17 protein-coding genes and 1 tRNA gene are annotated in these 24,704 nt (G+C 44.8%); 5 read left to right on the forward strand and 13 right to left on the reverse strand.

Annotation, left to right across the window (positions count from 1 at the left end):
* Window positions 1–190: 190 nt before the first annotated feature.
* Window positions 191–892: a DNA-binding domain-containing protein gene (locus GWK08_RS08040; RefSeq protein WP_163606425.1), complete on the reverse strand. Its 702-nt coding sequence runs from the start codon at window positions 890–892 to the stop codon at window positions 191–193.
* 364 nt (window positions 893–1,256) lie between these two features.
* Here GWK08_RS08040 and GWK08_RS19425 point away from each other — a divergent pair, with 364 nt between their 5' ends.
* Both GWK08_RS19425 and GWK08_RS08050 read left to right on the forward strand, forming a co-directional pair.
* Window positions 1,257–1,418 (forward strand): YodC family protein, encoded by a 162-nt coding sequence (locus tag GWK08_RS19425; protein WP_163606426.1) that lies wholly within the window; start codon window positions 1,257–1,259, stop codon window positions 1,416–1,418.
* A gap of 46 nt (window positions 1,419–1,464) precedes the next feature.
* Window positions 1,465–1,551 (forward strand) — tRNA-Ile (locus GWK08_RS08050).
* Window positions 1,552–1,598: 47 nt separating this feature from the next.
* On the opposite strand, the gene GWK08_RS08055 is transcribed toward GWK08_RS08050, so the two are convergent.
* The 5 genes from GWK08_RS08055 to GWK08_RS08075 form a co-directional block, all read right to left on the reverse strand.
* The gene (locus GWK08_RS08055) at window positions 1,599–1,847 is read right to left on the reverse strand and encodes a hypothetical protein (RefSeq protein ID WP_163606427.1); all 249 of its coding nucleotides are present in this window, start codon (window positions 1,845–1,847) and stop codon (window positions 1,599–1,601) included.
* A 43-nt stretch (window positions 1,848–1,890) separates the two neighbouring features.
* Window positions 1,891–2,556, reverse strand: a complete 666-nt coding sequence (locus GWK08_RS08060; RefSeq protein ID WP_163606428.1) for an SCO family protein — start codon at window positions 2,554–2,556, stop codon at window positions 1,891–1,893.
* A gap of 10 nt (window positions 2,557–2,566) precedes the next feature.
* On the reverse strand, window positions 2,567–4,297 hold the full coding sequence (locus GWK08_RS08065; protein ID WP_163606429.1) for a tetratricopeptide repeat protein: 1,731 nt from the start codon (window positions 4,295–4,297) through the stop codon (window positions 2,567–2,569).
* 201 nt (window positions 4,298–4,498) lie between these two features.
* Window positions 4,499–4,762 carry a hypothetical protein gene (locus GWK08_RS08070; RefSeq protein WP_163606430.1) on the reverse strand — a complete coding sequence of 88 codons (264 nt, stop codon included), beginning with the start codon at window positions 4,760–4,762 and terminating at the stop codon, window positions 4,499–4,501.
* Between the two features lie 92 nt (window positions 4,763–4,854).
* The gene (locus GWK08_RS08075) at window positions 4,855–6,057 is read right to left on the reverse strand and encodes a threonine aldolase family protein (protein WP_163606431.1); all 1,203 of its coding nucleotides are present in this window, start codon (window positions 6,055–6,057) and stop codon (window positions 4,855–4,857) included.
* Between the two features lie 442 nt (window positions 6,058–6,499).
* Here GWK08_RS08075 and GWK08_RS08080 point away from each other — a divergent pair, with 442 nt between their 5' ends.
* Complete coding sequence (locus GWK08_RS08080) at window positions 6,500–8,680, forward strand: acylase (RefSeq protein WP_163606432.1); 2,181 nt, start codon at window positions 6,500–6,502, stop codon at window positions 8,678–8,680.
* Between the two features lie 11 nt (window positions 8,681–8,691).
* Complete coding sequence (locus GWK08_RS08085) at window positions 8,692–9,948, forward strand: hypothetical protein (protein WP_163606433.1); 1,257 nt, start codon at window positions 8,692–8,694, stop codon at window positions 9,946–9,948.
* A 5-nt stretch (window positions 9,949–9,953) separates the two neighbouring features.
* On the opposite strand, the gene GWK08_RS08090 is transcribed toward GWK08_RS08085, so the two are convergent.
* The 5 genes from GWK08_RS08090 to uvrA all read right to left on the reverse strand — a co-directional run bounded on the left by GWK08_RS08090 (window position 9,954) and on the right by uvrA (window position 20,181).
* A complete protein-coding gene (locus tag GWK08_RS08090; protein ID WP_163606434.1) occupies window positions 9,954–10,895 on the reverse strand; it encodes a threonine ammonia-lyase in 942 nt (313 codons plus the stop codon).
* Window positions 10,896–10,909: 14 nt separating this feature from the next.
* Window positions 10,910–13,321, reverse strand: a complete 2,412-nt coding sequence (locus GWK08_RS08095) for an alpha-ketoacid dehydrogenase subunit alpha/beta (RefSeq protein WP_163606435.1) — start codon at window positions 13,319–13,321, stop codon at window positions 10,910–10,912.
* 194 nt (window positions 13,322–13,515) lie between these two features.
* On the reverse strand, window positions 13,516–16,341 hold the full coding sequence (locus GWK08_RS08100) for a gluzincin family metallopeptidase (protein WP_239524887.1): 2,826 nt from the start codon (window positions 16,339–16,341) through the stop codon (window positions 13,516–13,518).
* A 285-nt stretch (window positions 16,342–16,626) separates the two neighbouring features.
* The gene (locus GWK08_RS08105; RefSeq protein WP_163606436.1) at window positions 16,627–17,316 is read right to left on the reverse strand and encodes an LOG family protein; all 690 of its coding nucleotides are present in this window, start codon (window positions 17,314–17,316) and stop codon (window positions 16,627–16,629) included.
* A gap of 33 nt (window positions 17,317–17,349) precedes the next feature.
* Window positions 17,350–20,181 (reverse strand): excinuclease ABC subunit UvrA, encoded by a 2,832-nt coding sequence (gene uvrA, locus GWK08_RS08110; RefSeq protein ID WP_163606437.1) that lies wholly within the window; start codon window positions 20,179–20,181, stop codon window positions 17,350–17,352.
* Between the two features lie 228 nt (window positions 20,182–20,409).
* Between uvrA and GWK08_RS08115 the strand changes: the two genes are divergently transcribed.
* The gene (locus tag GWK08_RS08115; protein ID WP_163606438.1) at window positions 20,410–20,598 is read left to right on the forward strand and encodes a hypothetical protein; all 189 of its coding nucleotides are present in this window, start codon (window positions 20,410–20,412) and stop codon (window positions 20,596–20,598) included.
* Window position 20,599: 1 nt separating this feature from the next.
* Here GWK08_RS08115 and GWK08_RS08120 read toward each other — a convergent pair whose 3' ends face one another.
* Both GWK08_RS08120 and GWK08_RS08125 read right to left on the reverse strand, forming a co-directional pair.
* Window positions 20,600–23,584 carry a TonB-dependent receptor gene (locus GWK08_RS08120; RefSeq protein WP_163606439.1) on the reverse strand — a complete coding sequence of 995 codons (2,985 nt, stop codon included), beginning with the start codon at window positions 23,582–23,584 and terminating at the stop codon, window positions 20,600–20,602.
* Between the two features lie 201 nt (window positions 23,585–23,785).
* Window positions 23,786–24,688: an ATP-grasp domain-containing protein gene (locus GWK08_RS08125; RefSeq protein ID WP_163606440.1), complete on the reverse strand. Its 903-nt coding sequence runs from the start codon at window positions 24,686–24,688 to the stop codon at window positions 23,786–23,788.
* Window positions 24,689–24,704 lie beyond the last annotated feature (16 nt).

Raw genomic sequence — 24,704 nt, forward strand, 5'->3', positions numbered from 1 at the left:
CGATACTTTTTTTAAACATCGCCGACATATTTTTATTTTATCGCCGATATATTTTTTAAATACCGTTGATATAAAAGTTGAATACCGTCGATGTATGAGTTGGATATCGTCGGGATAAGAGTTGGACACCGTCGGTGTTTTTTTTATAACCCGCCGACATTTTTTTAAAACCCCGGCGGGATAATGGTGTTTAGAGCACTACAAGGGTATGATGAAGCGTTCCGGTACGAATACTTGCTTCATTGGTATAGGCCTTTCTTACTTCCATGATATACTCGCCAGCAGCCAGGGAAGTGGGTACCATAAACATAAGCCTGCCTTCGGTAAGTATGGAAACACTCTCAACCCGGGTGGCATCGCCACCGGCTTCGGGGATAAGAAAAACACCTTCATTTTCATTTTCCGGGTTGTACTTTAAGGCCTGCCCGTTTATTTCGCCAATATTACCAGGTGTAAGAGTAGAATCTACCGTATGGCTGCCGTAGTCGGTGTACTGAATAAGGAAAGGAGCGGGCAGGGGCACGGTTACCCGTTCTCCCGAAGCTACGCGCATTTTGTTTTTAAGCTCTACACCTTCGCTTAGGGTAGCCCTGAAATGGTGTCGCCCGGGATCAAACGGATCGGTAGCTCCGTTAAAGATCCCTTTAATACCGGGTTTGTAATTGGCCAGACGGGTATTAATGGCCCATCCTTCTGTCAGGGAATCAACAACTACCTTGGTAAACAGGTCCAGAGTGGCCTGCATATCTTCGCGGCTAATTCCAGTGCCTCTTTGGGTCATCCTGTCTAAAAGGTTCTGTTCGCTAAAAGAACCTCTTACCTGTATCCTCCCGATCTTATGATCGGGTTCCGGACCAATTGGCAGATCCTGTAAGTAATATGGAATATTCATAACGAAAAATGTTTATGGGCCTTCTGCAGAAAACCCGGTTATACATAAAAAGCGGGAGTTCTTCTTTCCAGAAAATCAAGCTGTAGGGGCATAAGAAAAACACTCGCTGTTTTCTAAAACTAAACACATATTTTCATTTAAAAAAATAGCGGGTTATGCACCGGAAGCGCCTGTATTTTGGGCGATTTTTATGGGAATTTGCCGTGTAGGGAGGCACACTCCAGGAGAGTGTTCAGAAATGGATGAATGGTTGAAAAAGTGTAATTGTAAAGTAAGAAAATGCCATTATGGCACTATAATTATTCATTTTTCGGTATGGCACAGCTTTTGACATTTTAGGGTTATAATTATTAAATTTTAGTCAATGAATGAATTGAAAATTGGAGACGTAGTTGTCTCAAAGGCAGGAGGACCTAAAATGACGGTTTATAACATTAGTCGTAATGATGTAGCTTGTAATTGGTTCGATGGTAATGAATTAAGACGTGGAGGGTTTAAAAAAGACGAATTACGAATTAGTGAGTAGAATTAATGCATCAATCTACACTTCCGAAAAAAATAATATTTTTTCCGGAGGTGGCAGAGTGGCTTAATGCAGCTGTCTTATAAACAGCCGAACCTTTAAAAGGGTTCCGTGGGTTCGAATCCCACCCTCTCCGCATATGAAAAGCTTCCTTAGGGAAGCTTTTCTCATTAATACGCATTATTAAAAGAAGCCATTATTAAATTCTTCAACACGAATTGTATGATAATTATTTTTTTGATCGATATTATGTTCGATACGAAAAAGGTCATTACCTTCTAGATCTTTGTATATATCAATAATAATCGCACAATTAAAGCTCCTGGTACCATCTAATACTCCAACATTATTACTATTACGCTCGTTTATTTTTTTAAGCTTTCCTTCAGTAACTTTTTCCTCCAATTGCTCAACTAATTTTGCTGAATCCATAATTTTAATTTTGAGCTTTAAAGATACAAAATAAAGAAACTACCTAATTTTGCAGAACCCTGATATCCCGTATTAACCGTTGTATCTCGGTATCATCGGTACCGTTATAGATACCGCGTATCTGCTTTTTTTTATCGATCAGTACAAAATTGGTAGTATGTATAAAATCCTGCAGGCCGCCATCGCCTTCATCCAGGGCCGCAAAATAGCTTTTCCGAGCCAGGCTGTAGATATGCTTTTTGTTTCCGGTAGTAATATTCCATTTACGGTCTATGGCCCCGTGCCGGTCTGCATAGGCTCGTAGCACCGAAACGCTGTCTATCTCGGGAGTGACCGACATAGACAGGAAGGCTATATCCTGTTCGGTTTTAAACTCTTCCTGCAACTGTGCCATATTGTTGGTCATAACCGGGCAGATACTCAGGCAGCGGGTAAAGATAAAATCGGCAATATAGATCTTGTCCTTATAATCTTCCTGAGTAATGGTCTCGCCATTCTGGTTAACCAGTTTAAAGTCGGCTACCGTATGGTTTTTGTTCTTATCGAGCAGGCTGGCATCTACCAGGCTGGGATCGAGATCTGTGGGGTTATAAACAGGCAGGTCCTCCGTAGGAGATGCGTTTAAATACAGGCTTAAAAGGATACCTGTAATTAGGAGAATGAATAACCCGCCCAGAAGGACGGGTCTTTTTAAATGATAGAAACTCATAAACGTTTATTTAGAGGACAGAGCCGTTTATTTCCATATCTGCATGTTTCCAGGCTTCTTTAAATTCTGCTTTTATCTTTTTGGCCTCTTCGGTCTTTCCCTGCCCCATAAGGCTATGGTACAAGCCCATTAAGGACCATCCGTTCTGGCGTATCACGGCCAGGTCCTCCTTATACACCTTTTCGGCCTCTTTAAACTTTTTGGCCTTAAGGAGCACTGCCCCCAGGGTCTGTCTGGCCGGAATATGCCATGCTGCTGGTTCGCTGTATACGAGCTGGTCTTCGGCAGCAATGGCTTTTTCCAGATGGGAAATAGCTGTGGTCAGGTTACCGTTATAGGCTTCTATTTCCCCGGCCAGGACCTCATGGGCCACTTTGGCAATAGAGGAGGAGGGGTTGGTATAATTGGCAATAATATTTTCGAGTTCGGGATCGCTTTTCATCTGAATAATGGCCGCTAGTTCTTCCTCGGCTTCCTTGAGGTTGTCTTTCCGTAAAAAGGCAATGCCCCGGGCATAGTGCCAGATAAGCTTAAGGTGCTTTAGCTCATCGCCGGGATAAGGAATAGTGAGGATCTGGTTCCATTTTCCGAAGCGGGTATAGGCCAGCATGGGTGTGGAAGCAAAATCCTGAAGGAAATGCAGCTCGTCCAGTTCGGAGATCGGTACCTTTTCTGCCGTCTTTTTAGCGGCTTCTATTGCGGTCTTACTGTCGCCCAGCAAACTGCTGGCAGACCAGAGGAAATGTATATTATGCGGATAATAACCCAACGGGTACATACCCTGCGAATAGCATTGAGAGATATAATCCTCATCGGCCAGAATAGCATCCTGATTGGCTTTTACGGCATCTTTATAGCGCCCCACCCTGATAAAGATATGCGATGGCATATGCACCAGGTGTCCTGCCGCCGGCATAAGCCCTCCCAGTCTTTCGGCACTGGGTACAGCCAGGTCGGGTTTGGGAAGCTCTACCATATGTATATAGTAATGATGCGCCCCCGGATGATCGGGATTTAAGCTGATAGCTTTTTCCAGGGCCTTTTTGGCCGCCGGGGTATTGGGTGCGGGATTCCCTTCATTGTCCCAGTAGTTCCACGGCATGGTATTCATAACCGCTGCGGCATAGAGGGTCTGTATATCGGCATCGTTGGGATAGTTGGCTGCTACCTCGGCCATGGCCTCCATATAGGCGGTGTTGAGCTCGGCAATATCGGTAGCCGGATCGGCGTGGTAACGTTTGCTTAGCGCTCCGATCAGGGCCTGCTCTCTGGCAGAGGATCCCGCAGCCAGTTTTTTAGCCTTTTGCCCAGCCTGATAGGCTTTCTTTTTACGTTCGTCATCCGGAAACGGATCGTTAATATTCGGCCCCAGGGCATAGGCCTGTCCCCAATAGGTCATGGCCGAATTCGGATCGAGCCTCGAAGCCTCCATAAAGGAACGGTGGGCCTCGGCATGGTTAAAGGCATAGGTAAGCCGTAACCCCTGGTTAAAGAAGGTCTGCGACTTTTTACTGTTCGTTTTTATGTTGAAATTATGGTTCCCCAGGTTTTCGAAAAGCGGAGATATCTGGCGGGTGGTATCTATATCCTCTAGCAGGAATTTGGGAGAGGTACATTTTATAAAGTTGGCCGCCATTTTAGGATAGGCATCCGAATTGCTTCGGTCGGATCTGTATGTCAGCAAAAATGCGAGTAATAATAATGCAAGGGTAATTAATACGAAGTTTAGTCTTGTTTTCATCGTGTGCTGGTTAAATGGTTGTATTGAAATTGACTATAACGACGGGGGTATCAATTCGCATAACACGGCAGACTAAATTCCGGAAAAGAGAAAGGAGGCCATTCAGGCTACTAAAGATAAGGATTTTTCATGTAAATATCAGAAAAACAGAAGTTTGTGTTTCTTTTGATAAAGATCTAACCCTATAGATAAAGGATATACTTAAAACAAAAGGAAGTACAGGATCCCGCAAAAAAGCAGGAGAGCCAGGGTGGCTATGGTATAATATCGTAAACGTTCAGTACGGGATTCGGCTTGTATCCGGTCCTTTATCTTTTTAAGTTCAAAATCAGAAATCACCGGCTCCTGGATACCGGTTTTGGTAGTTCGCTTTACTTTAGAAGAGTCAAAACGCTTTTTCCCGGAAGAAGGAAGTTCCTTTCTCCGTGCCACCAATGCCTTAAACTGACTTAAACCTCCGTGCATACTAAAGAATTAAAGAAGGCAGCTAAAACCACTGCCTCTAAATTATAGGTAGTACGGAAAGCAAAGTTGTTACAGTATTTCCTGTAAAAACCTTAGGCACGTGCAGACCGGATCGCTTTTTTAAAAGCCTCGACAATAGCTTCGGGCTTCTTTCTGTTTAGGCTTTCGTTGATGCTAAAGCGGATGTTCCCCTCACCATCGGGATTATTTAGCCAGATCTTAAACTCATCGTACAGGCGGTCGTCCAGTTTTTTAAAATCGACGGAAGCATCCAACCTTAGGTTATAGATATTAGTACCTTCCTTGATCTTGGTAATGCTGATCTCTTTCATTTTATTCAGATCGGAAATGATCTGGTTGCCGGTATTGACCGTCGCTTTCCAGCGTTCATCCAATCCCTTTAAATAATGAAGGGCGAGCGCAGCAGAACCCCAGGTCTGATAGGTGGTCCCACCCAATATCTTGATCTGGTGCGCCATCTGATCGATCAACTCGGCATCTCCGCAGAGAATAGCCCCGGTAGGCGCGTTGAGGTATTTATATAGAGAAATATAGACCGTATCGAAAAGCGCGGAATATTCGGCAATGGAAACACCCGTATAGGCAGCTGCCAGATGTATCCTGGCCCCGTCCAGATGCAGTTTATAGCCCTGCTGACGACAATAGGCACTGATCTCTTTTAAGGTTTGCAGGGGAATGGAAGTCCCGTCGGCACGGCGTATCGGATTTTCGATAGCTACCACGCCCAGGCCACTTTTAAAGACCTCGCCCTTATCGTAATAGGCAATGGTGTCTTTTAGTTCCTGCAGATCAAAATAGGCCTTGTCCTTTCCGGCCGGGATCAACCGTTGTGCATGAACACTCTGGGCGGCATCGGCTTCATCCCGGAAAATATGGCTGTTCTCCGGAACAATGACCTTGGTATTATGCCCGTTAAGCAGTTTTATAGCTAGCTGATTGGCCATGGTTCCCGTAGGCACAAAGATGGCTTTCTCTTTTCCGGTTATTTTGGCAAATTCCTGTTCCAATTCTTTGGTGGCTCCGCCATTCCCGTAAAAATCCTGCTGGATCTCCTGATTGCTGTTGATATCCGACAGCTTTTCAATATAATCCTGCGGAGAAAAGAAGAGGCCGTCGCTAACAAAGTTTACAAACGAACTCCTCGAGGCCCTGGCTACTTCCCGCTTTTCCTTTTCCGGCTCATTTGCCAGTGCCACTCCCGGTACCAGCAGTGGGAGGGAAGCAAGTCCGCAGTTCTTTAAAAAGTTTCTTCTGTTGTTGTTTTTATCTGACATGGTAGTGTTTTTTTAATGTTGTTTCTAAAGTCTCCTCTCCCGCTGGGAGAGGACTAAGGTGAGGGCGGCCCTCATCCCAACCTACCTGTCGGTAGGCCGACCTTCTCCCACGGGGAGAAGGGGTTATTATATGATGATCTCTTTCTCAAATATTCAACCAACCTACCTTAATGGATTCCTGCCTGCGCAGGAATGACATTACGGGCGGAACTTTAGTACCCTTCCGTCATCCTGAGCGCAGTCGAAGGAAAAGAAGGGCCATATAAATCAACCATCATAAAAATATAGAATTCAATTGTCATTCTGCGTTCGGTGCGGGATCAATTTTTAACAGCAACTTTCTTTTATGTGTTTTTTAAGACTGATTCAAAGTCACTTGACTTAATTTCTTATTTTAGCTTTGGTCTTTTAAAGATCATAACTAATCATAACCATATCTTTTATGAAACGAATATTCTTCCTTCTTTTTATAGCTTTTGTAGCCTGTAAAAACCAAGACACCAATACAGAACTGGCCCGATGGGAAAGCCGTGCCGAGAATACCACCATCATCCGTGATGATTTCGGGGTTCCGCATATTTACGGAAAGACAGATGCCGATGCGGTTTTCGGTCTGCTCTATGCGCAGTGCGAAGACGATTTTAAAAGAGTAGAACGCAATTATGTCTGGGCTATTGGCCGCCTGGCGGAGGTTGAGGGAGAAGATGCTATCTACAGCGATCTGCGTGCCCGTTTGTTTATGACCAAGGAAGAAGCTATCGCCAATTACGAAAAAGCTCCCGACTGGCTCAAGGAACTATGTGTTGCCTTTGCTGATGGGGTCAACTACTATTTATACACTCATCCGGAGGTAAAACCCAGTCTGCTGACCCGTTTTGAACCCTGGATGCCCATGTACTTCAGTGAGGGATCTATTGGTGGGGATATTGAGCGTGTTTCCACCCGCAGGATAAAAGCATTTTACGAGAATGAAGAGGCCCTGAAACTCACGGCCTATGAAGACGGACTTACACATCCGGATCCGTTTGAGGAGCCTAAAGGATCTAACGGATTTGCTATTTCCGGAGATCTTACCGAATCCGGGAATGCCATGTTGCTTATCAATCCACATACCTCCTTTTTCTTCAGGGGGGAAGTGCATGTAGTAAGCGAAGAAGGCTTAAATGCCTATGGAGCGGTTACCTGGGGACAGTTTTTCGTATATCAGGGCTTTAACGAAAAGACCGGATGGATGCACACATCTACCTATACCGATGTAATTGATGAATTTAAGGAGACGATCGTTGAAGAAGGCGATCAGCTAAAATATAAGTACGGAGAGGAACTGAGAGATGTAGAAGTTTCGGAAGTTACCCTGAAATACAAGGACGGTGACGGAATGAGCGAAAAGACCTTTCCGATGTACAGGACCCATCACGGGCCTGTTACCCATATGATAGACGATCAGTGGGTGTCTACTGCCCTGATGTGGCAACCGGTTCAGGCACTGGAGCAGTCCTATACCCGCACCAAGCTTAACGGACACAAGGAGTTCAGGGAGATGATGAACATACGTACCAACTCTTCCAATAATACGGTCTATGCCGATGCCGGAGGGAATATTGCTTACTACCACGGAAACTTTATCCCGAAGAGAAATGTAGCTTACGATTATACCAAACCGGTAGACGGAAGCAATCCGGATACCGACTGGAACGGCCTGCATACGGTAGAAGAAAGTATTGTAGTGGTAAACCCGCCTAACGGATGGATACAGAACTGTAATTCCACACCCTTTACTTCGGCAGCAGAGAACAGCCCGAAAAAAGAAGATTACCCCCGTTATATGTCGATAGACCGCGAGAACTTCAGAGGGGTACACGCCATTAAATTGTTATCAGAGCGCAAGGGATATACGCTGGACAAGTTGATAGAGACCGCTTATGATCCATATCTTCCTGCCTTTGAAAAGCTGATCCCCGGATTGGTGGAAGCTTATGATAAAAGCCCGGCTAAGGACCCGGCCATGAAAGATGCCATAGAAGTGCTACGTAACTGGGATATGAAAACCGGAGTAGCTTCTGTGGGAATGTCGCTGGCACATTTCTATGCGATGAGTTATTTAAGAGAAGGCGAAAGACCGGAAGGACTGACCGATATGCAACGGATCAACTATTTCGGGACTTCTTCTCCGGCCGATGAGCGCCTGAGAATGTTTGCAAAGGCCCTTGATAAAATTGAAACTGATTTCGGAAGCTGGAACACTCCTTGGGGAGAGATCAACAGATACCAGCGCCTGAGCGGGGATATAGACCTGCAATTCGATGACGACAAGCCAAGTATCCCTGTTGGGTTAACCACCGGTAGATGGGGAGCTCTGGCAGCTTACGGAATGCGTTCGCGTCAGCAAACCAAAAAGATCTACGGAACCAGGGGGAATTCCTTTGTGGCCGTAGTGGAGTTTGGAGATAAGGTAAAAGCCAAGAGTATGCTGGCCGGTGGACAGAGCGGAGATATAAACTCTCCTCACTTTAATGACCAGGCACAGCGCTATGCCGATATAGAGTTTAAAGATGTGGCTTTCTATAAGGAAGATGTAGAGAAGAGGGCAGAAGAGACCTATCATCCCGGACAAAGAAAATAGACCTTAATAAAATGCTTTTAAAAAGAACTTTATGGCTGTGTGTCTTTACGATATGCAGCCTGCCTTTATGGGCACAACAAACCCAGGCCGATTCCTATACCCGTTACGAACTGCTGTCGCCGGAAAGCCAGAGCTTCCGCATTGTGTACGATGTAAGTGCCACCCAGGCTGGAAGTAAATACTACTGGAATACCCTGAGAAAAGGAAGCGAACATACGGTAGATGCCGTTTACGACCTTTATTCGGGAAAGGCCCTGAAATGGGAGATCGTAGAAGGAAAAACGGCCAAAGCCAACGGCCATGTATACGCCAGTGATGACACCGATTATCTTCAGATAGAACTGGCAAGGCCGGTACCGCAGGGAGGTGAGGCCCGCATCCGTATAGACAAGACCTATAAGGATACCAAGAGTTACTATAAGGAAGGCGATGTGATCGTTTTTAACCGCTCCCTCGGAATAAAAAGGAATGCCATTGTACTGCCGGAGAACTATGAAGTGATCGGTTGTAACCATCCTTCGCAGATAAACACCGAAGCTTCGGGACGTATCAAGATCAGTTTTCTGAACGATGGGGTAGGTGCCGTTCCGCTGGAGATCAAAGCACGTCCGCTTAAGAACGGAGTAACAACCTCCAGAAAGGGGCAGAACCCCTGGCCGGACTATAAACCCAGCCCCCAGGGAAGAGACAAGAGCAAAGCCCGGTTGAATTACACTTTTAACGAAAGGGCTTTCCAGGACCGGGAGATCGTTTATTTCCTGCAGCAGCCGGAAACCCATTCCTTTCGTTTATACCACGACTATACCGAGAAACGCCCGGGCATAGATAAGTATGTAAATATCGTACGGCCGGGAAGCAAGGCCAGTAAGCCATCGGCTAAGATCCTGGATACCGGGGAGGAACTAAAGGTAGAAACCCTGAGAGGGAAGGAGATAACCGCCAAAGGGATTGAAATAAACAATGTAACAGATGCCACCGAAGCCGTGGTGATCTGGTTTGACCCCGTTACTCAGGGAGCTTCCAAAAGACTGCGTATTGAAGAGACCTATACCGATCCGAACAGGTATTTGCTGTATGGTGAAGAACTGGTATGGGACCGCTCCTTCGGAAGGAACCGCAATACGGTTATTATGCCAGAAGGCTGGTATTTAACTTTGAATACGATTCCGGCAAGGATCAGCCTTACGGAAAAGGGAGAGGTAAAACTCGATTATGTAAATCCGCGTCCCGACGTAATAGATGTTCTGATAATGGGGAGAAGGAGGTAGGCGCTCTAAAAAGGAAGCTTGCTGAGGTCTACATTTCCACCGGAAATAACGATCCCAACCTTTTTGCCTTTAAATAAGTCCTTTTTGTTTAAAACCGCAGCAAATGCTACTGCCGATGAAGGTTCTATGATGATCTTCATACGCTCATACACCAGTTTCATGGCACTGATGATCTCGTCTTCCGTTACCCGGATGATCTGATCTACATGCTTCATGATGATGGGGAAATTCATTTCACCCAATTGTGTCTTAAGCCCGTCGGCAATAGTATTGATCGTAATATTGCTTTCTATTTTTCCACTCTTCATAGAGCGGTATGCATCATCAACTTCCAGGGGTTCTCCGGCTATGGTTTTGCAATCCTTTCCGAAATAGTGAGCCGAAAGTGCCGATCCGGCTACGAGTCCGCCGCCACCCACGGGAGTCACCACATAATCCAGGTCGGGTTGTTCTTCCAATAGCTCCATTGCTGCCGTTCCCTGCCCGAGAATTACCTGGGTATCATCCGAAGGGTGTACAAAAGTAGCTCCTTTTTCTTCCTGTATCCTGGCTGCTGTTGCTTCACGTACACTCAGGACAGTTTCGCATTCTACGATCTCTCCTCCGTAATCTCTTACCGCTGCCTTTTTTACCTCAGGAGCCGTATCGGGCATTACGATATAGGCCTTTACTCCAAGCGATCGGGCCGCCAGGGAGAGTGCCTGTGCAAAGTTACCCGAGGAATGGGTCACCACACCTTTGGTTCTTTGTTCTTCGCTAAGCTGAAGGATAGCATTGGTGGCTCCGCGTATTTTAAAGGAACCCCCACGCTGAAGGTTATCGCATTTAAAAAAGACAGAAGCCCCGCTTATCTCATTTAACAAGGTTGAAGAGAGAACAGGAGTTTTATGGACATAGGGAGATACCCTTTCCAGGGCTGCCGCTACATCTTGTTTAGAGGGTATCATACGGCTTGATGATATTATTTAAGTACAGGATAGTTTACCGGATCTGCTTCGCTCATGATCTCGTACACCTTTTCAAAAATATCCTCTGCATTTGGTTTTGAGAAATAATCCCCGTCCGTACCGTATGCAGGACGGTGAGGTTGTGCCGCCAGGGTTTGTGGTGCACTGTCCAGATACTGATAAGCGCCTTGCTTCTCTACGATCTCCTGTAACAGATAAGCCGACGCTCCACCCGGAACATCTTCATCTATTACCAGAAGGCGATTGGTTTTCTGAACACTTTTCGCCACATCATTATTAATATCGAAAGGCAATAAACTCTGACAGTCGATCACTTCAGCATCAATATTGACTTCCTGAAGCTCTCTGGCTACCTGCTCTACGATCCTTAAGGTAGAACCGTAAGAAACCAGGGTAATATCTTTTCCTTCTTTTACTGTTTCCACCACACCTATAGGAGTTTTAAGCTCTCCCAGGTTGGTCGGTAATTTTTCTTTAAGACGATAACCGTTCAGGCTTTCTACGATCAGTCCGGGTTCATCGCTTTCCAGGAGGGTATTGTAGAAACCTGCAGCTTTGGTCATGTTTCTCGGTACCAGTACATACATTCCTCTTAACAGATGGATAATTCCACCCATCTGGGAACCACTGTGCCAGATACCTTCCAGGCGATGCCCTCTGGTCCTTACGATAAGTGGCGCCTTTTGCTTTCCTACCGTTCTGTAGTGAAGGGTAGCCAGGTCATCACTCATGATCTGAAGGGCGTACAACAGATAATCCAGGTATTGGATCTCTGCAATCGGGCGCAGACCTCTCAGGGCCATTCCTATTCCCTGTCCGAGAATGGTAGCTTCACGGATCCCGGTATCAGATACCCTTAGCTCTCCGTATTTTTCCTGCAGGCCTTCCAGCCCCTGGTTAACATCTCCTATATTTCCGCTATCCTCACCAAATACCAGGGATTCCGGGTACTTTTCGAAAATGGCGTTAAAATTATCTCTTAGTACCACACGTCCGTCTACCTGCTCTGCGCTTTCATCAAACTGTGGTAAAACTTCTTTAATACTGGTAGCCTTGCTTTCGGTCTCACTGTGCAGGTGCGAACTGAATTTAGGCTGAACTTCGGCATAGTACTGATCTATCCAGGCAATTAATTCCTGCTTGGCAGGAGAGGATTCCTTCACCACATATCTGAGGGCCTTTCGTGCTACGGAAATAATATCCTTTTTGATCGGCTCCTCTATGGAGATAAGATCGTTCTTAAGCTTATTGATAAAAGTTTTGTTTCCGCTGGATGCAGCAAGAGCATCAAGTAAGGAAACAACTTTGGTCTTATTCTCTTTTATCGGGGCAAGAAAAGCATTCCAGGCTTGTTTCTTGGCATCCCTTATTTCTTTTTTGATGGCTTTTTCAAGCGCAACGAGTTCCTCTTCCGTGGCAAATCCGTTGGTAATGATCCATTCCCTCATCTTCAGGTTACAGTCATTCTCCCTTTCCCAGTTAAGGCGCTCTTCATTCTTATATCTTTCGTGAGAACCTGAAGTAGAGTGTCCCTGTGGCTGAGTCAGCTCCACCACATGAATAAACACGGGTACGTGTTCCTCTCTGGCTATTACCGAAGCACGTTCGTAAGCTTCTACCAGTTCCGGATAGTTCCATCCTTTTACAACGATGATCTCATATCCGTTCCCGTTCTCATCTCTCTGGAAACCTTTAAGGATCTCCGATATATTTTCTTTGGTGGTCTGATATTTGGCGTGTACCGAGATCCCGTATTCGTCATCCCATACACTGATTACCATGGGTACCTGTAAAACTCCGGCTGCATTGATGGTCTCAAAAAAGATCCCTTCACTGGTACTGGCGTTACCGATGGTACCCCAGGCAACTTCGTTCCCGTTTACCGAAAACTTCTCCGCATCTATTCCCTCTACATTCCTGTATATCTTGGAAGCCTGAGCCAATCCGAGCAGTCTCGGCATCTGACCCGCAGTAGGGGAGATATCGGCACTACTGTTCTTTTGCTGGGTAAGGTTCTTCCAGCTTCCGTCTTCATTTAAACTGTGGGTTACAAAGTGTCCTCCCATCTGTCTTCCGGCAGACATAGGCTCTTCCTTAATATCGGTATGTGCATAGAGTCCGGCAAAGAAATGAACAGGTGTCATTTCTCCGATCGCCATCATAAAGGTCTGATCTCTGTAGTATCCGCTTCTGAAGTCACCGTTTTGAAAAGCACGGGCCATTGCAAGCTGAGGAACTTCTTTCCCGTCTCCGAAGATCCCGAATTTAGCCTTTCCGGTCAGTACTTCACGTCGTCCTAATAAGCTACATTCACGGCTGGTCACCGCAATTTTATAATCGCTTATTACCTGATTTTTAAAATCTTCGAATGAAATATCTTTTTTGGCTTTCGTCTTCGTTTGCATAGTCGTACTTTGTAAGGATCACAAAAATAGCTAAAAGATTCCATTTTAGCAACCTTAGTAAGTGTTATAAAAATGATAATATGTTAAATAAAAGGAGGTTTTTTTGTCTAATATTGAATTATTTCAGGAAAATCCATTTTTCTTTGACAAATCTTCAATAAAATAAAAATACTTTTTAAACGAAATCTGATCGATTAGAACCATTTTCTCGTAAAGAGCCCGAGCAGGGTTCTTGGGCTAAGGGTAACCACAAATCGTATCTGCTGATCGTAATTGGGTTGTGAAGGCTCAAAACCTTTGTTGGAGTAGAGGGGGAAGTAAAGCTCAAAATAGTCGGTTACCAGATTTAAGCGTATCCCCGAATCGTATACAAACCTGGGGTTTCCTGTCTGGTTCTTCAGCAGTCCCACATCTCCGTATAACTCTACCCATTTCCACAGGTTAAAACTCGCATTTCCCGTTACCAGCCAGTTGTTGGAGAAAGGATCTTCCAACTGCGATTTAAATCCACCTTCCGCAATAATGATCTGCTGGCTAAAGATACCCGAATCTTCAGAACGTCCCAGATAATTAAAGTCGAAGAGATAATCCGTAGGTCTGTCGAGCGCAAAGCTAAAGAAATCGGAATTGGTGCTGTTATATATAAACTTCCCTGCAAATAACCTCAGGTTAAGCTGCCTGTTGTTCTGGAACAGCTTCCTGTAGTTCAGGCTAAAGGCGATCTTGGCAAAATCCTGAGCTACCTGTACATCAGCAAAATAGGACAGGAAACGAACGATACCGTTATCCGAATAACGATAGCGCGCATTAAACACACTGTAATCGGGATCGGTCTCCACATCTATAGAACGGTTCCTGATGATATTCACATAACGCGCCTGGAAACGCTCCAGTTTATTGGACCTGAAATCATTGGTCCTGAAACTCAGCGAAACCGAAGGGGTGATCGATATAAAACGGGAAGCCGGTGCAAAATGAAAGGTACTTGCCCTCAGGGAATAACTGATCCTGAACAGGTTCTGATCGTCTTTTCTCAGATCCCGGATATAGGCTATGGAACCGCTTCCTACCAGTGTCCTTTCTCCCGACGAATATGCCGGCTGCAGGTCAAAAACAAAAGGCCTTCTCAGGAAAGTCTTGTTATGGAGCCTGAGTCCCGGGGTTAATTTGTCATATACATTAAAGGTAACGGTCGGAACAAAGAAGATCTGATTGTAATAAGGATTCTCCGCATCCTTAAAGAACTTGAACTGCAGTTTTTTGTTGCTGGAAAAGAAACCGTTCAATGATTTCCAGTTATCCCGCTGGTTAAACTCCGGAATGGTCTTGTCGTAATTAAGCACCAGGCGTTCGGCGCCATTCCTTGCAATTTTAAAGGTCTCTTCTTCCTTAATATCCGTAAACCACTGTTTGGAGACCACACTATCTTTCTTTAAACCGAAGAGGGTGATAGGAACATTGGTCCCGCTTTTGTTCTTTATGGTCACATAGACCGAATCTCCCACTTTTTTAGCCTTTTTGATCTTAAAATCTATCTGATCCCGGCTACGTATATAAAAGTCAAAGAACCAGTCAATATCTTTCGGGCTTCCTTCTTTCAGGTAATCTTCAAAATAGGAAGCGTTAATGTCTTTCAGGCTTTGTTCTTTATAAAATGTCCTTATACGGTTGTCTATATGGTTTTGCATAAGGTAATTATCCAGGTACACAAGCCCCAGACCTGCCTTGTATTTATTGGAGATCTTCTCGTTAAACTTTACCAGCGAATCTGCCGGGGTCGATAAAGGCTGATCCTGATTCCTTCTCGCCATCAACATGGAAAGAAAAGGATACTGATCGTTAAAGTTGAGTTTGGCCAGATGAAAACTCCTTACGATAAAGAGGTTGGACACCTTCCCCAGGAGTTTCATATCCGGATAATACTCATCCACATATTTGATCATCAAATAGTTCTGAATAGCATCGGTGGTCCAGCGTTCTCCCCTCGGATCTACATATACCGTATTCTCCAGCCAATTTTTTAGTGATGTTTTCAGCAGCTTGAGCTCATACTGGAACTCCTCCGGAAAGGGCCTGAGAAAAGAAGGCAACTGGTTAAGGCCGTAAAGCGGGTTCTTTTTATAGTCCAGATCGGAAACCAGCAAACGTTCATGCGGATAACTTCCCAGGTTCCTGTGAATAAAATTAATGACCTTATCTACCGAGATAGCCTTAAAGACATCCTGCATCCCCCTGGCTTCAATATTGGTAATAAGGGTTAGCTTTTCGTTCTGGAAGTATTCGAAAGTCCTGTCTCTTTCGAGGAACAGTTTAAGATCGCCCCGGTCTTTCCCGTTGAGGATAATTTGCATATAGTTTTCCACTTCCTGGCCCGAAGCTACATTCAGGTCGGAATGCAATTTATAACCTTTAGGATAGTTAAAGACCAGTTCATAATCCGATGCATAGGTATACTGATCATCCAGGTCGGTATTGCTGTATAATTTCCATTCCCCGTCCCTGTATACCGCAGGGCTGATATACCAGTAGCGCAGATTGTAATTCCCCTGCGGGGTATGCCCGTAGCGGGTAAACTTACTTCTAGGAAGCTGAACGGTATAAGAGAGTTTAAAGGTATATTCCTGCCCGGGATAGATAGGGAAATTAAGCTGAACCCTTATCAGGTCGCCGGCCGGTAAACGTTCCCATTTCAGGAAATTAAAATTGCGATCGGTAATAGAAATAACATTGGTATATCCTCTTTCCTTGTCTTTTGCAAGGTGAAGGGATTTATCGAACTCTTCGGCAAAGCGCCTTGCTAAAGCCGTCTTCTTACTTGCATAGGCATTATTCCAGTCGGTGAGATAGATAGAGTTTAAAGTATCCTTACTGCTGTTAAAGAACACCACTTCCTGCTGAATGTTGATGGAATTGGTTTCCTGATGCAGCGTAGCATTGATCTTATGACTGTTCTGCGCCCCGAGGGTACAGCACAGGCATAAAAATGCAGAATACAGAATATGTTTAATGTATAGCTTCAAAATTAATCTCTATCAATTTTCATTGCAAAACCTGAAAAGTGCGGATGAACACATCCAGACTTATCTTTTCTTTCTTTTTTTATTTGTTTTGTTGCCGTTATAATTGATGATCCGGTATTTTGACTCCGATTTAGCCAAATAGTTTATTTATTAGAAGCTGTATTCATTAATCAATAATATTGCCACTTTCATTCAAAATCATCTCAGCAATGTTAAACTATCTTTAAAATCCTGCCGAGATCAGGAAAACCTAAGCGCAAAATTTACTGACCATATCAAAGTCGGTTAAAAATTGGGACTCAAATTATATTTTTTATAGAAACTATCCAAGACAGTTATCACTTCTTCTTCATTATCTACGATTTTGATTAGGTCGAGATCCTCCGGACTTATGTTACCAAATCTGCCTAAAAGGGTCTGTTTAACCCAATCGAAAAGCCCTCCCCAGAATTCCTTTCCAACCAGGATAATAGGGAACTTGGCGATCTTTTTGGTCTGGATAAGGGTAATCGCTTCGAAAAGCTCATCCAGGGTTCCGAATCCTCCGGGCATTACTACAAATCCCTGAGAATATTTTACGAACATTACCTTTCTCACAAAGAAATAATCGAAGTTCAGGTTCTTGTCCTTATCTATATATGGATTGTCATGTTGCTCAAAGGGAAGATCGATATTCAGCCCTACCGAAGTACCTCCTCCGGTATGTGCACCTTTGTTTCCGGCCTCCATAATTCCGGGGCCACCTCCGGTAATAACTCCGTATCCGGCTTCGACGATCTTCTGAGCCACCCGCTCCGTCAGTTTATAGTATTCGTGATCTTCCCCGGTTCGTGCCGATCCGAAAATAGATACACAGGGACCTATCTGACTCATCTTTTCGAATCCGTTAACGAATTCTCCCATGATCTTGAATATTGCCCACGAATCATTGGTCTTTATTTCATTCCACCCCTTTACATGCTGTTCTTTTCTCATTGTTTCAGTTGTTTATTTAATTTAGAGCAAATGCTAATGTAGTTCTTTTTTAAGAAACCTTGCCGTATAACTTTTTTTATCTTTTGCGATCTCTTCCGGGCTCCCGGTAGCAACTACCTGGCCTCCGCCTTTTCCGCCTTCATACCCTATGTCTATGATATGGTCTACCGCTTTTATCACATCCATATTGTGTTCTATGATCAGAACGGTATTTCCTTTGTTCACCAGGGTGTTGAGTACATCCATTAGTACCCTTATGTCTTCAAAATGAAGGCCGGTGGTCGGTTCATCAAGAATATAAAAGGTATTTCCCGTGTCTTTTTTGGAAAGCTCCGTAGCCAGTTTTATACGCTGGGCCTCACCTCCCGAAAGGGTAGTGGACTGTTGCCCGAGCGTAATATATCCGAGCCCTACATCTTTAATGGTCTTGAGCTTACGGTATATTTTCGGGATATTCTCGAAGAATTCCACGGCTTCATTGATGGTCATATTCAAAACATCGGCAATAGATTTCCCTTTGTAGCGTATCTCCAGGGTTTCCCGGTTAAAACGTTTTCCATGGCAGGTCTCACATTCGACATATACATCGGGAAGGAAATTCATTTCAATTACCCGAAGACCGCCTCCCTGGCAGGTCTCACATCGGCCGCCCACCACATTAAAGCTAAAACGCCCCGGTTTATAACCCCTGATCATGGCTTCCGGGGTTTTCGTAAATAACGAGCGTATCTCACTGAATACTCCCGTATAAGTGGCAGGATTGGACCTTGGGGTCCTCCCGATAGGCGACTGGTTAATGTCGATCACCTTATCTATATGTTCCAGGCCTTTAATGCTCTTATAAGGCATGGGTTTTTTAACGGCTTTAAAAAAGTGCTTATTGAGAATAGGATAGAGGGTCTCATTAATAAGCGTGGATTTTCCGCTTCCGGAAACTCCTGTAACCCCGATCATCTTTCCGAGCGGGAATTCCGCATCTACATTTTTCAGGTTATTTCCCGAGCATCCTTTAAGCACGATAGATTTGCCTGTTCCTTTTCTACGTTCTCCGGGAACTTCAATCTTTTTGGTGCCGTTCAGGTAATCTGCGGTCAGGGTATGATGCTCCCTTACTGTTTCGGGATGCCCCTCCGATATGATCTCTCCCCCATGTCTTCCGGCTCTGGGGCCTATATCTATTACATGATCTGCATGTTCTATCATATCCTTATCGTGCTCTACCACGATAACAGAATTCCCTATATCCCTGAGAGATTCCAAAGACCTGATAAGGCGTTCATTATCCCGCTGATGAAGACCGATACTGGGTTCATCAAGGATATAGAGCACACCCACCAGCTGAGAACCTATCTGGGTGGCCAGACGAATACGCTGCGCTTCTCCCCCCGAAAGGGATTTGGAACTGCGGTTAAGCGAAAGGTAATCCAGACCTACATCCAGCAGGAAGCTCAACCGTGCATTGATCTCTTTTAGGATCTCTTCGGCTATTCTGAATTGCTTTTCGGAAAGCTGAGAAGGCAGGTCCTTAAATAAGGCTGCCAGCTCCACAATATCAAGATCGGCCAGTTCGGCAATATTCTTACCGTTCAGTTTAAAATAAAGGGATTCCCTCTTTAAACGGGAACCTCCGCACTCGGGGCATTTGATCTTATCCATAAAATCTTTTGCCCATCTGCGGATGGAAGTAGAACCGTTCTCCTTGAACTGATTACTGATAAAATTAATGATCCCTTCAAAATCTATCTTGTAATCTCTGGTCACTCCTATGGTCTTGGAGGCTACGGAGAATTTTTCATTCCCCCCGTGCAGGATCACCTGCATGGCTTCTTCAGGAATGACCTTGATAGGATCGTTCAGTTTAAAGTCATAGCGTTCGGCAATGACCTCTATCTGTTTAAAGATCCATGATTTTTTATATTCGCCCAGGGGCGCAATCCCTCCGTTCCTGATAGAAATATCGGGATTCGGGATGATCTTTTCTATGTTTACCTGATGAATACTCCCCAGCCCGTTGCACACATGGCACATTCCCTTGGGAGAGTTAAAGGAAAAAGTATTGGGTTCGGGGTTGGGATATGATATTCCCGAAGAGGGACACATCAGGTTCCGGCTAAAGAAGCGTGTGGCTTCCTTTTCATGTTCGATCACCATCAGAACGTCATCTCCGTGGTACATGGCCGTATTGATCGTTTCCATCAGGCGTTTTACGCTATCCTCATCTTCCGATACCCTAAGGCGATCAATAACGATCTCTATATCGTGGGTCTTATACCTGTCGAGTTTCATTCCCTTCTGGATATCCATGATCTCACCGTCTACCCTTACCTTGATAAACCCTTGCTTTGCGATCTGTTCGAACAACTCCCTGTAATGCCCTTTTCTGGACCTGATTATGGGAGCGAGGATATTTACCCTTTTTTCATTAAAATCCTTGATGATAAGATCCTTTATCTGCTCATCACTGTAGCTGACCATCTTTTCGCCCGTATTAAAACTAAAGGCATCACTGGCCCTGGCATACAGGAGCCTTAGAAAATCGTAGATCTCTGTAATCGTACCTACTGTAGATCTCGGCGACTTGGAAGTGGTTTTCTGCTCGATGGCGATCACCGGAGATAAACCGTCTATCTTATCGACATCCGGACGCTCCAGTCCTCCAAGGAACTGACGGGCATAAGCCGAAAAAGTCTCTATATATCTTCGTTGCCCTTCGGCATAGATAGTATCGAAGGCCAGGGAAGATTTTCCACTACCCGATAAACCGGTAACAACCACCAGTTTTTCGCGGGGAATGGTAACATCTATATTCTTAAGATTGTGGACACGCGCACCGCGAACCTCAATGTTTTCTTCGTAGTTTGTCATAACAGCGCAAAATCACAAATGTACAATTTTGAAGCTTAAAAATGAAGCCGTTAAAGCCCCGATTTTTTACACTCTTACATTTTTATTTTACGCATTATCAGGAGGGCAGGATTTGAAAAGAAGCATAAAAAATTGTGAAATATTGTCATGGAATTCCGTAATAAGCTGATAAACAAGACAATTGTACATTCTTTTTATGGAAGGTATGATGATTGATACCGGAAAAACATGCCGGATTTAAAGAAAAACAGAAAAAAACGCCAGAACTTTACAAAGAAGTTAAGGCGTTTTATCTATATAATCTTAAGTGCCTGGATGATAGGGATCTCCAATGTGATCTATGAGGAGGATCGTATGGTTAACGATACCAGATCTCATATAGAACAGCGTGAAGAAACCCCCGATGATGCATCCTAGATCAGTTCAGGCTAAAGCTGGCCCTCGCAAAGAGGAAACGCCCTCCCAAACCGAACTGCACCGATCTCCTTGAAAAATCAAACCTTCCCGAACTCCTGTTGGTCTGAGCTCCCGGTGTAACCGGATCGAAATCATCGATAGCCCTGTCCGGGAAAATATCAAAAAGATTGTTGGCACCTATCGTCAGGCTCAAAGCCTCGGCAATTTTATAGGTCACCGACAGATCGGTGATGATCTTAGATCCGAAAACCTGTTGTCTTTCCACAATAGTGGTAGCCTCTGTTACTTCCCCAAAGAAAACATTCCTGAGGAAGAATACGAACTTCTCAGAACTTAAGCTGTTAGACAGGTTGATCTTGGTTCTCGGCACGGCTTCTTCCAGATAAACCCTGCTGTCTTCCGGGAAATAAGTGTCTACAAGGCCTGCATCTCTCAATACCTGGGAAGCATTGATATCTCCCACTTGCCTGGTATTCGAAAAGGTTGCTGCCAGATCTGATTTTAATCTCCAGTTTTCCCACAGCCCTGTACGGTGGGTCAGTACAATATCCAACCCTTTGGATTCGGTATCTATGGCATTTGCAAAGAAGGCTGCCCTTGTGGCATTGGCCTGGCGTAAGAGATTATCGAGTTCTGTTCCCGTTCCGGGGCCGCTAAACTGCCCGGTAAAGACCACCCTGTCATCGATTGCCACAAAATAGCCATCTACGGTTACCGTAAGATTGATCCCGGGAATCTGTGTGGTAAAACCAAGACTGGCACTCCTGGAAGTCTCTTCCTGAAGCTGAGGGATCCCCAATAACTGGGCCGGGCGACTGTCGTTGGCAAAAGTTCCAACCTCCTGCGGATTTCCATCCTGATCGAAAATAGTAGAGGTCGAATTAAAGTTGATCTGATGCAGGGAAGGAGCCCTGAAACCGGTATTCAATGCACCTCTTATATTAAAGTTGTCGTTTACTTTATAACGGGAGGCCAGTTTAAAGTTGATGGTCCCGCCAAAATCGCTGTAGTTCTCATAACGGGTGGCAAAACTAGTAAGGAGTCTCTCCGAAAAATCCACCTCTATATCAAAATAACCCGCAACACTGCTGCGACTTCTCGAAAGCTCATTGTCCGGGCTGAAACCAGGGAACACCTGGGATCCTCCGGGCCTGGCATTTCCGAAGAAATCTTCTGCAGGAAGCTGAGAAGCCAGCGTAATAACCTGACCGTCTGCAGTGTACTGTGCATAGGATTCTTCTTCTCCGGCCACGATCTCGTAATTCTCTACCCTGTATTCTGCCCCGAAAGCAATATGGATCCCGGAGAGGATATCATCAAAGTACTGAGTAACATCAAAATTGGTGGTGTTTTGCGAGAAAGAGAATCCTCCGGCATCAAAGGTATTGGGTGATGCATTCTGTAAAGACGCATTGGAAGAATTCCCTATGGTAAAATCGAAGGAGTTCCTTCCGTAGGTATTACTGAAATCCACATTCCAGTCGCCCAGTTTCCCTTTTATTCCAAGAGACACGGACTGATCGTTAATATTGGAATTGATCTCCGGGAGGAAACCATTGATAAAAGCAGGGGTAAAGGTCCTGCTCTGGTTGGGAAGCCTGTAAAAACCGGCAGAATTTCCCGTTCTGGAACTTATACCCGCAAAGGAATATATTTCAGTGCCTTCTTCATCCAGAGGGAGGGAGAAGTTTACAAAAAAGCGCCCTCCTCTTAAGGCAGATTGTCCGAAACGAATATTAAAATCGCTTCTTTCCAGGCCTCTGGCTGCCAGTTCGGCCTCGGTATTGTCTGCCGAAAGAATGGTACGTAATTCATCCTGGGTGGTGGCTCCGTTCAGGTTAATTCCCGCCTGATTGGCAAACTGGATCACATCGGAAACATCGCTGTCCAGTAAATTCGTAATGTCGAAGCCACTTTCACTGGCCACTCTCTCTACCGTATTATAGAGATTAAAGATATCGCCTTCAAACTCTCGAGCCCGGTTGTAATCTTCCCGTACATCGAAATCCCCGGAAAAGGTCAGGAATCCGCCTTTATCTCCCAGAGGAAGTCCGTAGTTGGCTGATATATTCGTGGTCTCTCCGTCACTGCCTCCGGTCTGGCTGTTGGAGTTCTTGGAGAAAAATGCTCCCGAAGTCACCCTGAGGTTCAACTCGTTTACACTATTGTTCAGAACAATATTGATGACCCCGGCAATGGCATCCGACCCGTATTGGGCGGCAGCACCATCCCTTAGAACTTCAATGCGCTCGATAGCGGCTGCAGGAATTGCATTCAGGTCGGTCCCCACATTTCCTCTTCCGAAGGTCCCGTTAACGTTTACAAGAGAAGATGTATGTCTTCTCTTTCCATTGATCAACACCAAAACCTGATCCGGTCCCAGGCCTCTAAGGGAGGCAGGATCGATATGATCGGTTCCATCAGAAATAGATTGAGTGTTTGAAGTAAAAGAAGGGGCGACAAAATTCAGGATCTGGTTAAGATTTACCTGTGGGGCAACATCATTGATCTCTTTAATATCAATAACATCTATAGGAACCGTACTTTCGGTCTGGGTCCTGTTGGCGTTACGGGAACCTACAATAACCACTTCCGATAGTTCCACTCCGGCGTTTAACTGGATCCTGAGTGTATCGGAATTAATGGTTACTTCTTTTGTTTCGTAACCGATATAGGAGATGACCAGTACGGCTCCGCGAGGGGCTTCAATTGTGAAATTCCCGTCAAAATCGGTAGTTGTTCCCGTGGTGGTTCCCTTAAGGACTACAGATGCTCCCGCCAGCGGAGCCCCGTTCTCGTCCAGGACCTTTCCGCTAACCGTATTCTGTTCTTCACTCAGGGAAATACCCGAAAGGTCTTTTGCGGTTACTTTTAAAAGAGAGTTACTTTTAAAATAACCTTCGCTATTTGCCGCATTAAGCTGAATGGCAAATACAAACAAAAAAGGTAATAGCAATGCATTACGCACATTACGCAGTGTTTTCATGATCTCTGATTTGTTAAGATGTTAATAACTAGCTAAATAGATATTAAAGGTAGTGAAAAGCCTTCTCGGGAAATGTTAGAAAACTCACTTATTAATTGAAGAAAAAACATTAAATAAGTTAAGATCAGAGTAAAGCGATCTGCTACAGAGATTTAGATAATATGTTAAAATGACAAAGCCGGGAATTTTGGCTATGTTTTTTTAGAAATGTGTCTTTTTGATATAGGCCGCCAACAGCTTTGCCGCATTCGGGCAGATACGAAACCACAATTCGGGTTCTATGAGCTCGAGCTCTGCAAGGGCCAGGTTTCCGTCGTTGTCGGTAAAGATATCTACACGGGCATAGGAGGGAAGCTCATCAGAACAAACCTTTACGGTGTTTTCAGCAAAAGCGATCTCTTCCTCAGTCGGATGATAGAGCTGAACACTTCCGCCAAAATCGTCCTGAACCCTGAAATCCCCGGCTTTTGCTACCTTAAGCACCGCATGGGAAAATTCTCCGCCCATTACCATAATAGAAATCTCGCCTTTTAAAACGATATTTTGCTGGAAGGGCTGAAGCATCATGGCTTTTTTCTGAATAAGCTCTTTAAAAACAGCCTCATGATCTTCAATAATAGACGGATTGAGCTTAAAAGTATCTCTTGAACTCCCCGAAACACAAGGCTTAAGTACTGTTTCTTCCCAACCTGTCTGAGAATGTAATTCTTTCAGGCTGGTTTTTTCGTTCTTTTCTATAAAGCGGGTAGGGGTGCAGTAAATTCCTTTAGCCTCCAGATCCAGGAAATAGCGTTTATCCAGGTTCCAGCGAATAATGGTCTCTGAATTGAGCAGGCGTGTCTGTTTGCTTACCTTGTCCAGCCAGGCAGAGAACTCATCAAAGCGATCAAAATAATCCCAGGTGGTCCTGAACAGTACGGCTTTGGTTTGCGACCAGTCGAAGTTTGCATCGTCCCAGGACAACCTTCCGGTTTTTAAACCTTCTTCTTCCAGGGCTTCCCGTATATAGGTGTCTTCCTTTAATACATTCTGTACATAAGGAGCCGGATTGGAGAAATCCAAATACCTTCTGTCGGTAAGAATGATAATATCATATTTTTTCATTGATGAACCCTTTTTC

Origin of the sequence: Leptobacterium flavescens, assembly GCF_010671605.1 — a bacterium.
Lineage (GTDB): Bacteria > Bacteroidota > Bacteroidia > Flavobacteriales > Flavobacteriaceae > Leptobacterium > Leptobacterium flavescens.